Annotated in this window: 14 protein-coding genes; 9 read left to right on the forward strand and 5 right to left on the reverse strand. The window is 43.7% G+C overall.

Translation table 11 applies throughout. The features are described 5' to 3' along the window. Positions 1-18 precede the first annotated feature (18 nt). Positions 19-252, forward strand: coding sequence for a hypothetical protein (locus MSHOH_RS24430; protein ID WP_162197664.1), 234 nt, complete (start codon positions 19-21; stop codon positions 250-252). A gap of 335 nt (positions 253-587) precedes the next feature. Here MSHOH_RS24430 and aroC read toward each other — a convergent pair whose 3' ends face one another. From aroC to MSHOH_RS19565, 4 genes are all read right to left on the reverse strand, one after another. After that, positions 588-1685, reverse strand: a complete 1098-nt coding sequence (aroC, locus tag MSHOH_RS19550) for a chorismate synthase (protein WP_048142201.1) — start codon at positions 1683-1685, stop codon at positions 588-590. Positions 1686-1690: 5 nt separating this feature from the next. Continuing rightward, a complete protein-coding gene (locus MSHOH_RS19555; protein WP_204245352.1) occupies positions 1691-2581 on the reverse strand; it encodes a cation diffusion facilitator family transporter in 891 nt (296 codons plus the stop codon). Positions 2582-2909: 328 nt separating this feature from the next. Beyond that, entirely contained in the window at positions 2910-3653 is a 744-nt protein-coding gene (gene ribB, locus MSHOH_RS19560; protein ID WP_048142202.1) for a 3,4-dihydroxy-2-butanone-4-phosphate synthase, read from the reverse strand. Continuing rightward, positions 3653-4327: a winged helix-turn-helix domain-containing protein/riboflavin kinase gene (locus MSHOH_RS19565; RefSeq protein WP_048142204.1), complete on the reverse strand. Its 675-nt coding sequence runs from the start codon at positions 4325-4327 to the stop codon at positions 3653-3655. Before MSHOH_RS19565 ends, ribB begins: the two co-directional genes overlap by 1 nt. 193 nt (positions 4328-4520) lie before the next feature. On the opposite strand from MSHOH_RS19565, the gene MSHOH_RS19570 reads away from it, so the two are divergent. From MSHOH_RS19570 to MSHOH_RS19600, 7 genes are all read left to right on the forward strand, one after another. Further along, complete coding sequence (locus MSHOH_RS19570; protein WP_048142206.1) at positions 4521-5015, forward strand: HVO_0476 family zinc finger protein; 495 nt, start codon at positions 4521-4523, stop codon at positions 5013-5015. Between the two features lie 183 nt (positions 5016-5198). Continuing rightward, entirely contained in the window at positions 5199-5831 is a 633-nt protein-coding gene (locus MSHOH_RS19575) for an HVO_0476 family zinc finger protein (RefSeq protein ID WP_239451070.1), read from the forward strand. Further along, a complete protein-coding gene (locus MSHOH_RS19580; RefSeq protein ID WP_082089429.1) occupies positions 5791-6507 on the forward strand; it encodes a protein-L-isoaspartate O-methyltransferase in 717 nt (238 codons plus the stop codon). Before MSHOH_RS19575 ends, MSHOH_RS19580 begins: the two co-directional genes overlap by 41 nt. A 113-nt stretch (positions 6508-6620) precedes the next feature. Then, on the forward strand, positions 6621-7085 hold the full coding sequence (locus MSHOH_RS19585) for a bifunctional nuclease family protein (RefSeq protein ID WP_048142212.1): 465 nt from the start codon (positions 6621-6623) through the stop codon (positions 7083-7085). A 196-nt stretch (positions 7086-7281) separates the two neighbouring features. After that, entirely contained in the window at positions 7282-8103 is an 822-nt protein-coding gene (hisF, locus tag MSHOH_RS19590) for an imidazole glycerol phosphate synthase subunit HisF (RefSeq protein WP_048142214.1), read from the forward strand. Between the two features lie 142 nt (positions 8104-8245). Beyond that, entirely contained in the window at positions 8246-8533 is a 288-nt protein-coding gene (locus MSHOH_RS19595) for a MazG nucleotide pyrophosphohydrolase domain-containing protein (protein ID WP_048142216.1), read from the forward strand. Positions 8534-8774: 241 nt separating this feature from the next. Beyond that, complete coding sequence (locus MSHOH_RS19600) at positions 8775-9176, forward strand: hypothetical protein (protein WP_048142218.1); 402 nt, start codon at positions 8775-8777, stop codon at positions 9174-9176. A 208-nt stretch (positions 9177-9384) separates the two neighbouring features. Here MSHOH_RS19600 and MSHOH_RS19605 read toward each other — a convergent pair whose 3' ends face one another. Next, positions 9385-10239, reverse strand: a complete 855-nt coding sequence (locus MSHOH_RS19605) for an NmrA family NAD(P)-binding protein (protein WP_048142220.1) — start codon at positions 10237-10239, stop codon at positions 9385-9387. A gap of 173 nt (positions 10240-10412) precedes the next feature. On the opposite strand from MSHOH_RS19605, the gene MSHOH_RS19610 reads away from it, so the two are divergent. Continuing rightward, on the forward strand, positions 10413-13016 hold the full coding sequence (locus MSHOH_RS19610; RefSeq protein WP_048142222.1) for a DUF3656 domain-containing U32 family peptidase: 2604 nt from the start codon (positions 10413-10415) through the stop codon (positions 13014-13016). The last annotated feature ends 7 nt before the right edge of the window (positions 13017-13023 follow it).

The following is a 13023-nucleotide window of genomic DNA, read 5'->3' on the forward strand; positions in this document are numbered from 1 at the left end:
ACCAAGATTCCCCTGAAATTGAAAAAGTACGAAAGTAACTATTCAAATTTACAAAACTCCTCCACCAGTAGTCCCTATGCTTCAATAATCATCCTTAGTTCCGTAATTCCTGTTTACCATGCCTTTGACTCTATCCTTTACTCCAGAGGCAGGATCATGCAAGCCTTAAGAACCCTCAAAACCGGCATAGCCATGTCTCTGAAAAGTGGAGTTCAGGTGAGTCTGGAAAGTATATTTGAACTCCATAATTGATTTTTAACAGACTCTATATAAATTTTCTAGCCAGATCATCAAACTGACATTTTTTCGTATTCTTTTAAAGTACGAAATTATTTCCTGATCTTCGATTGTTCGAGACTATGGACAGAAAACTTATAAGGCTATAGTTACTGCAGGTGTTTTTGACAGTGCAAAAAAAGAAATTTCATGAGTCTACAACTATTTACATCGAAATTCAAGCAAACTCATCTGAATCAAACGACTACGTGCCGGATTATCTTTAATAGGATTAAAAAAGTAATTTGCGGCGGAAAGTACATGATCAGAGTAAGTTATGAAAATCAAAGCCGCAATTGTACGTATTTCCTTTATTCCAGCAGAGTCCTTGGATTAATAAAACCGCTCCTGAGCATATGGTCAGCAAGGGCAAGAGCAACCATAGCTTCGGCAACCGGCACCATACGCGGGGGAATCGTGGGGTCGTGCCGCCCTTTGATAACGATATCAGTGTTTTCCAGAGTTGTAAGGTCAACGGTTTGCTGAAGTTTGCTAATGGAAGGTGTGGGTTTTACTGCCGCCCTGCAAACGATATCCAGACCTGTCGAAATTCCTCCAAGAATCCCGCCTGCGTTATTGCTTGGACAGGTGATTTTTCCGTCCTCCATGCGGAAGGAGTCATTCATCTCACTTCCACGCATGCGGGCTGCCTCAAATCCGGCTCCGATTTCAAAGCCTTTGACCGCGGGGATACTCATAAGAGCTTTTGCAAAGTCTGCATCAAGCCTGTCAAATACGGGTTCTCCAAGGCCTGCAGGCACACCTTTTATAATAAGCTCGACAATCCCGCCGACGCTGTCTCCTTCCTGCCTCAGCGCTGCAACCCTTTCAAGCATTTTCTTTGCAGCTTCTGGGTCTGCGCAGCGAACAGGAGTTTTTTCGACATTTTCGAGGATTTCTTCAAAAGAGAGAGGTTTTGCCCGGATCCCGCCGAGTTCGAGCACGTGCCCTGCAATCCGGATACCAAAATGGGAAAGTAGAAGCTTTGCCAGGGCGCCGCCTGCAACCCTGCCTATAGTCTCGCGGGCTGAAGACCTGCCTCCTCCTCGATGGTCTCTTATTCCGTATCTTGCCATGTAAGTAAAGTCAGCATGTCCTGGGCGAGGGGTATTTTTAATAGCATCATAAGAAGAGGATCGAGCATCAGAGTTCCAGACCAGCATGGAGATGGGAGTGCCCGTGCTCATGCCTTCGAAAATTCCGGAAAGTATCTCCACCCTGTCAGCCTCATTTCTCGGTGTGGAGACTTCACTCTGCCCAGGGCGCCGCCTGTCCAGTTCTTTCTGGATGTCAGCTTCTGAAAAAGGAAGCCCTGCAGGCAGCCCGTCAACCACGACACCGACAGCCCTGCCGTGAGACTCGCCCCAGGTCGTGATTTGAAACATTTGCCCGAAAACGTTTCCAGCCATGCATCTTAACTGGTTTTTTTGGTATTTGATCCTTGGGGTAAGGCGGGCTCAAGGTGCACAACCACATCAGTAACGTCCTCGTATTCGGCTTTCAGCATTTTGCTTACTCTGTGAGCAATAAGATGGGCTTCTTCCAGAGGCATGTCAGGCTGTACAAGCACATGCATATCTATTCGGATATCCCCCATTCCTCCGCGAGTCCTGATCTTATGGCAGCCCAGTACTCCTTCAACCCCCAGGGCAAGTCTGCATATCTCTTCTTCCTCAAGCCTGGACATATCGAGCAGGACCTTTGAGCTTTCCTTCATAATCCGGAACCCGGCCCTGAAGATAATAAGGGATATAAGAAGAGCAATTACAGGGTCAAGAAGAGGAAAGCCCAGCCTTACGGCAGCCAGGCTTACTATTACTGAAAGAGAAACATAAATATCGCTTTTTGTATGTAATGAGTCAGCAATAAGGACCTGGCTTTTCAGGGATAAACCCTGTCTGTACTCATAATGAGTAACCAGATAGTTAATGCACATCGTGCCCAGTATAATGAGAAAACTGATAGCTGTTACCTCAGGTACACTCCGGACAAGAAAACGGTCAAATGCATTCCGGAAAATCTCAAAACCCACATAAAGAAGGAGCAGGGAAATAAAAATAGAGGCTACCGTTTCATATTTATGGTGGCCGTAAGGGTGCTCTTTATCCGGAGGGCGTGCTGCAATGAAACTTCCTATTAGTCCTACAATGTTTGAGACCCCATCGAAAAGAGAATGATAACCATCTGCGGTCATACTGAGAGCACCGCTCAGGGTTCCGTAGATAATTTTAGCAAAAGCTACGGCAAGGTTCAGGAAAAGTACAAGCACAAGAACTCGTTGGACTTTTTTAAACCTGTGTATCACCGGATAACATCCCCTAACTTCAAACCGCAAAATCAGGAAAGAAAACAAAAATCAAAGGCTATGTAAGCCAGAGATAATGCTATTATTGTATACTAACTTGCGCTGTTTTATATTATAATATTCTGCTGTCATTAAAATGCAGATTGTCCACTGTTAAGCAGTTAATATTTTGGGACTCTGGTTTTCTAATATAGTTGAAGATTAAACCTGAAGTGATCGAAACCTATCGGGCAGTAGTAAATAGTGCCTGTCAAAAAATAGAAAAAAGAAAGTTAACAAATAAGTTGGGAGTTAAAAAGGACAAGAAGGGAAACAAAAAAAGAATATTTCAGCAGCCTGCACCTGTCCACAGCATGTAAGCTTCAACTATTTCCTGCCCTTCAAGGAAGATAAGCCCGTGATCTTTGCCATATTCTTTAGATTTTTCTTTTGAAAGAGCTTTTCCGCTCTCATCGTCCAACATCTCACAGACAACCATTGCAGGGGTGATTCCTGCCATCCGGGCAAGAGCGACTGAAAGTTCGGTCTGACCCATACGCTCATCAAGAAGACCTTCGGCAGCCCTCAGGAGAGCCACGTGCCCCGGAGTTCTGAACTCGTTTCCAAAACGGACTCCGTTTCCTGAAAGGGATCCTTCTGTGATTTCTCCTATTTTCCTGATTGTAAGAGCTCTTTCAATATCAGGAATACCTGTCCTTGTATCCCTGTGGTTGACCCAGAGAGAGAAAGAAGAATGTGAATCGTATTTAAGATCCCCGTCTTTTTCAACTACTTCTCCAAGGGAGTCGCTGGTTTTGCTGGCTTCTCTGACAAGTTCTGCCATAAAGGGTAATTTGAGCTGCTTTGATGCCACAGGGTCCACTGCAACGCAGATAAGCCCGCCTGCATCTTTTCGCATCCACTTCACATCCGTGTAAGTGACAACCTTTGCAGGGATTACAAGATCTGTTTCTCCTTCCCTGGAGTCCGAGTCATAGATCTGGATCATTTTCCCGGCACGCAGGGCTTCCAGCGCCCTGTTGATGTTCTCGTTACCGTACTTCAGGCATTCGTATACCGTGCTCTCACTCATTACTGTCCCTCCGTACCCTGCTTTTTTAGCCTTGTCACAATTTTATCTCCGTCTTTTAATTTCAGGGCATCCCTGAGTTTTACCGGTGCAATAATCTCAATTAAATCTGAAGGGTAATGCGTCCTGTCAGGGACGACAACAGCAGCCTCTATGCCCCCTACTCTGACAGGATAACAGTTTCCACCCCCGAAAGTGCGTTCCCCGTCATTGAAACCGTCTATCCGGACAGCAGGCATTTCTCGCAGCCTGTTTCGAAGAGCTGAGCTGTTTTCCGAAAGCTGCACGTTAAGGGTTCCCGGAAAGGGTACGAAGTGCAGTTTTTCTTCAAATTGTTTCCTGTATCCGGGGATGTTTATATAGTACTGACCTTCGCCAAGGCCTTTAAGCACGTTTCCTTCTAGTTCCAGAGTATCGGGCTCTGAGGAAAATATCCTGCTGTATTCAACATATTCGTTCTTTAGGATTTCAATCCCTTTTTCTGTCATTTTTATCAACTGGCCACCGGGAACTATTTTTCTTTCAATTAGCCGCTCTTCCTCAAGCTGTTTTAGCTTTCGTGCTGCGGTTTTGGAACTATCCCCCGTATGCTTGTGAAACTCACTAGAAGAGACCTTAACAGTTTTATTTACTGCCCCTCTGAGGGCAAGTTTCTTCAGGTATTCAATGTCCGACACGCTCGGCACCCATATTGCCTTAATTTTGAGATGCGTCTCAATTATGAGATACTAGACTACGCGTTTCAATATAATAAAACTTTTGATATCGAGCAGACTGATAGGAAACAGGAAGCAGTATTCCTAACATGCATATAAAAAGCTTTACGAAACTATTAAGTAGAATAAGAAGAATTAAAAAATCAGACTTGCCATGACACAGCATATCAAAATAGAATGTCCCTCATGTTCGCCTGAGGAAAGAGTCTCGCATGAACTGATAAAACTTGGAATAAGCCCTCTGGTGCACTGCCTTGAGTGCGGGCTTGTTTACGTTGCCCAGGGGATAAAAATTCCTGAAAAAGTAAGCGTAAGGGTCTTCGTAAACAGGATAGAGCAGCCCTTCACCCGCTGGGTAAAGCTGAGTGCCGGAGAACTTCTATGCGAAGATGAAGAAATAGTCCTGGATAAAGTAAAAACCGGCGACGGCAGCCCATTTGTTATAACTTCGCTCCAGGTTGGAGTAAGGAGGGTTTCTTCTGCCCTTGCTGAGGAGCTTGACACAATCTGGGCAAGACCTCTGAACGAAATTACTTTCGCAAAGAGAAGAAAAACAAGGCAAAAACACCCGATATCCTCTGAAAACATGACATCCGTAGCTGGAATTTCTGTTCCTTCAGAATGCTTGAAAGCAGTCCAGGAAAGCTGATTTATAAACAGGCGATTACAGATCATAAATCCTTAATATAGTGAAATTCTGCTTTTGCTCTTGCTTTTTTATTTTCCTGTAACTTTTTTTCTTCCTGACAACTCCGGCAGAATACATTCTGGAAAACATCACCGGAGAAGTTAAGTATTTAGTATCTTGAATCCATCTATTGATTAGACTATGATGAGAGAAATTGAAGTGGAGTGCCCCTCATGCTCTCCGAGAGAGGAAATAGGGCACGAGGTCCTTAAAGAAGGACAGAGTCCGCTTGTCCGCTGTCTTGAGTGCGGACAGGTACATGCAGCGAAGATAAAAACCCCTAAATCAGTCAGTTTGAAGGTTATAGTAAGCAAACAGGATATTTCGAATACCTACAAAACCGAACTCGATTCCGAGACTATCCTTCAGGTAGACGACGAACTGGTTGTTGACGATGAAGAAACAGGTGTAGTCTGTCCTATCCTGATTACAGCCCTTGATGCGGGAGGAAAAAGGGTCAAAGTAGCTAAGGCAGAAAACACCGAAACAATATGGGGGAGAGCCATCGATGAGGTGACTGTAAAGTTTTCTGCACAGGAAGGAACTGAAAAAACAGAGGTAATTGAAAAACGCGTTCCTGGAGATTACGAATTTGTTGTGGGAGCGGAAGAAAAAGTTGGGAACACCCGCCTTTTCATCAACAAAATAAAAGTCAGAGACGGAATATTCAGGTCCAGAAAAGGCGATGTCGTACTTGCAAAATATGTGAAAAGGATTTTTGCCAGAAAGAAGGGGGATGGTTCTGGTCAACGCAGTTTCAGAAAAGGACCGTGGTGAGGATAGAAAAAAAAGAGAAGAAGAGAGAGAAGAGTTCGAAAAGCTCCGCAAGCTTCTTGTAGAAGGGCTTGAAGGTTTCGTACTGGACGAAAAAGTGCTCAGGGCCATGCTCCGTGTTCCCAGGCACATGTTTGTTCCGGAATATGAGCAAAGGGCAGCTTATACGGACAGGCCCCTGGAAATCGGCCATGGGCAAACGATATCTGCCCCTCATATGGTTGCTATCATGTGTGAAGTCCTAGAGCTGTCTGAAGGACATAAAGTCCTGGAAATAGGGGCAGGTTCCGGATACAATGCTGCAGTGATGGCAGAGCTTGTAGGAAAAACCGGGCATGTTTACACTGTAGAACGAATAGATTCTCTTGTAGATTTTGCAAGGAATAACCTGAAGGAAACAGGGTATGATAACGTTACAGTATTACTTGAAAATGGGTCAATGGGTTACCCCGAGTATGCGCCTTATGATAGAATAGCTGTAACATGTGCAGCACCCTCTATTCCAGAGCCTCTGCTGGAACAGCTGAAACCCGGAGGTATACTGGTAATTCCTGTAGGAAATTATTCGCAGGAGCTTATAAAGGTTAAAAAAGATAGTAAGGGCAATATACACAGGAAAAAAAAAGGCGACGTTGTTTTCGTACCTTTGATTGGTAAATATGGCTTCCGAAGAGGTTAAGACTGCAAAAACTGTCGCTGAAAAGAGATACGAAATAAGTCTGTAGGAATCTTCTTTAATAAATTAAAAAAAATTAAATAAGGTATTAATAAGTGTGAAATTAACTACTTGATATGGACATCGACATATACGAGGACTTTGAAGAAATTCGTGTCAAAGATGTATATATAGTCGACGTCTTCAACGACCCCACACCTGTTGTACTTCTTGAGAATTTAAAAGGTGAGATGCTTCCGATTTATATCGGGCATCTGGAAGCCCTTTCAATAGGAAATGTGCTTAAAAATATCTCTCCTCCTCGCCCCATGGCGCACGACCTGATGGTCAATATTTTTGACCGCCTGGGAATTAAAATTGAGGGCGTAATGATCGATGACAAGGTGGATAGAGTATATTATGCCCGCCTTCTGGTAAGAAAAGATAATAACATAATGCAGTTTGATGCAAGGCCAAGCGACTGCATTGCCCTCGCTCTCCGGGTGGGAGCTCCGATAAGGATAAAAAAGAAAGTGCTGGAATGTTCCGAGATAGAGATGTCCAGACTTGAAGGGGCACGAGTGATGAACATTTTTGGTTAAGTCCCGGCGTCTTTTGCATAAGTTCTGGTTTAGTTATCTATCTTTGCCTTACCTTAAGTACTCCATTTCTGCCTCTTCTAACAGCCTCCGTCTTTTCTAACAACTTTTATCACTTCCAGCAGCCTGCCGCCTTTTCGACATTTATCGGTTTAATTTCAATAAGCTTTTAATAACAGTTAATTTCATTATCCCTTAGATGCTCACCAAAAGAATCATACCATGCCTTGATGTAACCCTTGACAGAGCAGGCGGCTGTGTTGTCAAGGGCGTGGAGTTTGTGGACCTGAAAGAAGCCGGAGACCCTGTGGAGCTCGCCAAGCGTTATAATGAAGACGGTGCGGACGAGCTTGTTTTTCTGGATATCACAGCTTCCGCTCACGGCAGGGAAACCATGATCGATGTCATCGAAAGGACTGCAGACGAAGTCTTCATCCCTCTCACTGTGGGAGGCGGGATCAGTTCGATTGATGCCATCCGACAGATCCTCAGGGCAGGCGCTGATAAAGTTTCTGTCAATACCTCAGCCGTGAAGAATCCTGACTTTATCAAAGAGTCTTCCGACATATTCGGAGCCCAGTGCATTGTTACTGCTATTGACTGCAGACGAAACACAGATGTAAAGAACAATCCTGAAAAGACTATTCTCGAGCTGGAAGACGGGACTCCTGCCTGGTACGAAGTGGTAGTTTACGGAGGTAGGGAAGCCACAGGAATTGATGCCGTGCAGTGGGCAAGAAGAGCAGAAGAGCTGGGCTCCGGAGAAATCCTGCTTACAAGCATGGATAGGGATGGAACATGCGCGGGCTATGATCTCCCCATCACAAGGAAACTCTCAGAAGAACTGGATATTCCAATTATCGCTTCGGGAGGAGTCGGAAATCCGCAGCACATCTATGAAGGGTTTTCTGAAGGAAAAGCCGATGCTGCCCTTGCAGCAAGTATCTTCCACTTTAGCGAATATTCGGTACGGGAAGTAAAAGAGTACCTTAGAGAGAGGGAAATTCCTGTAAGGCTATGAACTACTAAAAAAGGACAGCAGGATATCTATCCGGGCAGATATCTGTCAACTGGATGTTCTCGAGGTGGACATTTTGTCAGGGTTATCAGTTTAGACATTAACGAAAGAGAATTAAACAAAATATTGGCAGAGGAGAAAAGAGATGGAAATTTCAGAGTTTCAGAAGCTTATGCATGAACTCTATGCCCATAATGACAGAAGGCGAGGAGGAAAGGCTACAATGCTCTGGCTTGTGGAAGAGGTAGGAGAACTTGCCGAAGCCATTCGCAGAGAAGAGCCTGAGAACATAGAAGAGGAACTTTCAGACTGCTTTGCCTGGATAGGAGCTCTTGCCAACCTTTACGGAGTCGATCTGGAAAAGGCATTCCTTAAAAAGTACCCCGGGGTCTGTCCCACCTGCAAGCAAAAGCCCTGTATCTGTACAGATTAAGTACAGGTTATATAGCAGTACTTCCGGCATGAAGAGAGCCTGAAACTCAGAACTTTTTATTTTAAGAATCTTTGTTTGCCGGAGAGATATTTTCCAGGCTTCAGTTAATTCGAGACTTTACTCTTTGGTTTTCTTTCCTTTAATTATTATATTAACTCTCAGATATTTTGAGATACTTTTTTATTTATTAGAGGTAATCTCTTATCTGAAATTTATTCTTTATTTATCGGGGTAATAAAAGATGTCAGAGACACAAACTATGGAAGTTCTTGAAGGCTTGCAATTGAAGATCCTGAACAATACCGAGGAGAACTTTGTGCTTCAGGCTCAGAAGATTGAAAAAGGGATGTACAAAAAAGGCCACACGGCTCCGGAAAATGTCGGGTCCTATGAGGAAAAAAGCTTTGAGCTCGTTGCATGTGAAGGGAGCTGTGAGGGTGGAGCGGATATTGAAGGCTGGATCAAGTATGGCATAGGGTGCTCGGAAGGATACTTCAAAATACACTTCAAATATACAGGAAAGCAGGACAAAGTCAGCTATTCCTGTGAATCCCACATGCACGATGGAAAAGTACTCTGCGAGACCTCAAAAGATCAGGAAAACAGCAGGATTGTGACCTGGATAGTTGGACCAAAGGTATAAACCCGAAAGAATTTCTTTTTGGATTCTGTCGGCAACACTATTCATAACCCCTATTATTTTGGCTCGGTCACAACCCTGGTTGTAAATCGCAACCTTGGTTGTGATTTAGTGTTTTTTAGCAGAGCATTTTGTTTGTTCTGCTAACTTACCCAATTATACCCCAATTATACCCGGAAGTTTAGAAAAAAGAAGTTCCAATAAAGAAATTTTATATAACGTTTTTCAAGTACTTTTTGAAATCTGTAGGAAAACAAATCCGATTAGTCGTTTCATTTTTAGTTTTTCCGTCAATAACTGCTTTTGTCATAAGTACAAGATTTTTTGCCCCATCTTTTGAGAACCCTGCCTGTACCAGTGTACTTTCCCATTCCTCAGGCAGCACTTGCTGTAAAGTGACATTTCTATTCAGTACATCTTCAAATACTTTTGTTATGTCTGAAGAACTATAAGCACGAGGTCCTGTTACTTCATATATTCTTTCAAGGGGAGTTTCGCATATCATCAAATCTGACAAGAATTCCGCAACATCTGGTGGAGCAATCATAGGTAACTTCATCTCAGGTGGGAAAAAAGTTGGCAGTATTCCATACTCCTTAACCGGTTCCAGATATCTAAGCCAGTTGCTAAAATAATAAGCAGGTCGAACAAAAATCTGTTCAATTTTAAGGTCAGAGAATGCGTGTTCCAGTATATAAGATGCTACCAGATTGCCTGTTCCAGATTCGTGCTGTGCTCCCATAGAAGATAAACCAATAATCTTAGTGACTCCAGATGATGAAATAGCCTCTCTATAATTGTTTATAATCATTTGAGTTTCACTTATAAAGTTCTCAGATTGAGGATTTTCAGGTGTTAATAGAAAAACCGAACTCCCACCTTGAAAGGCTACTTTTAAGGCTTCTACATCAAAATAATCTGCAATCTTAACCTCAGCTCCCTTATTTTTTAATTCCTGTGCTTTGAGACCGTTTCGAATAACAGCTCTTACGGGTTGACCTTTCTTTAAAAGATTATCGACAAGCATTGAGCCTATCTGTCCTGTTGCTCCTAATATTAGATTCAATTTTATGCCTCCGGCCTCGCAAATAGTTTGCAGTTAAATCTAGTATGTAAATAGACTGATAGAGTTTTCTCTACATTAGATAATTCCATTAATTAAATAATTACCAATCAGGTTCACCGAAGAGAGAAAGGATGCCAAAGCTTAATTAAGATCATATTCCGTAATCCCATCTGATGAAGCCTGCAAAACCTGAACTGCTGGCTCCAGCCGGCGGCATGGAAGCCCTTATAGCAGCCGTAGAAAACGGAGCCGATGCTGTATACCTCGGAGCGAGGGCTTTTAGCGCCCGGGGATATGCATCCAATTTCTCAGAAGAAGAGCTTGAAAAAGCTATTGACTACGCTCATCTCAGAGGCGTGAAGATATACGTAACCGTGAATACCCTGCTCAAGGAAGAAGAAATGGAAAGTGCCCTTATGCTGCTTTCCCGCCTGAGAGAAATGGGGACAGACGCGATCATCATTCAGGACCTAGGGCTTATTTCCCTTTCAAGAAAATACCTGCGTGACCTGCCGCTTCATGCAAGCACGCAGATGACCCTTCACAACAGTGGAGGAGTTAGATTTGTAAAAGAGCTTGGGATCGAAAGAGTTGTACTCTCGAGGGAAGTTTCACTTGAAGATATAAAAAAGGTAAAAGAAAGAAATGCTGTAGAGATTGAAGTTTTCATACACGGAGCTCTCTGCATTTCATATTCAGGTCAGTGCCTCCTGAGCAGCTTGATAGGAGGAAGGAGCGGAAACAGGGGATACTGCGCCCAGCCGTGCCGCAAAAAATACAGGCTGTATTGTGAAGGAAAACAGATTAAAACCAGCGGCAGTTACCTTTTGAGCCCGAAAGACCTTAACACGACCTCAGGCCTCGGCTCCCTTATAGACGCAGGAATCGAGTCTTTCAAAATTGAAGGCAGGATGAAAAGGCCGGAATATGTTGCAGGAGTTGTCAGGATCTACCGCCGCCTGATTGACAGATACCTGAAAAACCCTGCCGAGTACTCGGTTTCCGAAGAGGAACAGGAAAATCTTACCCAGCTTTTTAACCGCAGCTTTACTTCAGGCTACTTTTTTGGAAACCCTCGTGGAAAACTTATGAGCCGGGAAAACCCGCATAACCGAGGGATCCCAGCAGGCAAGGTTGTCAGCTATGATAGGCGCACGAAACTCCTTCGTGTAAAGCTCTCAAACTCCCTCCGCCTGGGAGACGGAATAATGGTCGAAAACGCCGAGACCCGGCCTGAAGATAAAGGAAAAATCATATCCTCAATGTACACTGAAAAAGGTCAGGTATACAGCGCAGGAAAAGACGAAGTCGTAGAAATCCCCTTTGACTCAAGAGCTCCATCAGGAAGTACGGTTTACAGGACACACGACAAAAAGCTTATGGATTCCCTTAAAAAAGAAAGCGAATCCGGAAACCTGAGACCAAAGATCCCGATATCTCTCACAGCAATTATTACGCCAGGGAAACCTGCAAGGCTTGAAGTAAAGGACAGCAATTCAAATATGGTGACGGTTGAATCCGAATATCTGATCGAGAGGGCGAAGAGATCTCCAACCTCAAAAGCCCAGATAGAAAAACAGCTCAACAAGCTCGGAAACACTCTTTTTGAGGCATCTGAACTTAATGTAATTATAGAAGGAGATGTTTTTATTCCCGTAGGGCAACTGAATGATCTGAGAACGAAGGCAGTCTCTCAGCTTGAAAAACTGCGCATATCGAAATGGAAGCGAAAGCCTCTTGAGAATTTGCAGCTTCCTGCAACCGGAGAAAAGAAGGAAAAGGGAATAAAAGAAACAGGAGCGATAGGAGAATTAGAGATAACAGGGAAAACAGAGAAAGTAAAAGCCCAGAGCCTTCCTGAAAAGCCCTTACTCTCGGTTTCCGTATATTCTTCTGAAGGGCTTGAAAAAGCTCTTGAAGGTGGAGCAGACTGTGTTTACCTCGGAGAAGGGCTTTTCAGGAAACCGAAAGTAGAAGAAAAAGAGAAAGACTCCAGTGAAAAGGGGGTTTTCAGCAGAAAACTTGGTTTTATTCTTGAAAATTCTATTCTGAAAACCAGAGTTGCAGGTAAGAAAATCTACTTCAACACTCCGAAAATAGTGAAGGATTCCGAAATGAAACAGGTGGAGGAAACTCTTTCCAGTGTGCAGAAATTCGGAGCTGACGGTGTACTTGTTTCAAACCTGGGAACATTTAACCTCGCAAAAGAAAAGGGGATCCCATGTATTGCAGATAGTCCCTTAAATATTTATAACGGCTATACTCTTTCTCTCCTTTTGCAAAATGGAGCAAAAGTGGTTGTAGCTTCTCCCGAATTAACGCTTGAAGAGCTCAAAGAAGTGGCTTCTTGCGGACCTGTAGAATGCATTGTTCATGGCCGCCTCGAACTGATGGAGTCGGAACACTGCCTTGCAGGCGGGCTTCTGGATAAAAATGGAGAGCAGTGCAGCGCTCCCTGCAGCTCAGGAAATTTTAAGCTAGTAGATGAGAAGAGTTATGAGTTTCCCCTGCTCATGGATTACCAGTGCAGGACTCATTTACTGAACTCAAGATCCCTGTGTATGCTCGAAAATATTCCCACACTTATCGAAAGCGGAGTATCAAGCCTGAGAATCGAAACTCTGGGAATGGACAGCGTAGAAGAAATCAGGAAAGTTGTAGAAAAATATCGGAAAGCAGTTGACTCATTTTATGAGCCCGGAGAGAAGGCAACGGAAAAATGTGAGAGTTTAGGAAAAGGCTTTACCACAGGGCACTATTTCAGAGGCGTACAGTAAGAAATCC

The organism is Methanosarcina horonobensis HB-1 = JCM 15518 (assembly GCF_000970285.1).
Taxonomy (GTDB): Archaea; Halobacteriota; Methanosarcinia; order Methanosarcinales; family Methanosarcinaceae; genus Methanosarcina; species Methanosarcina horonobensis.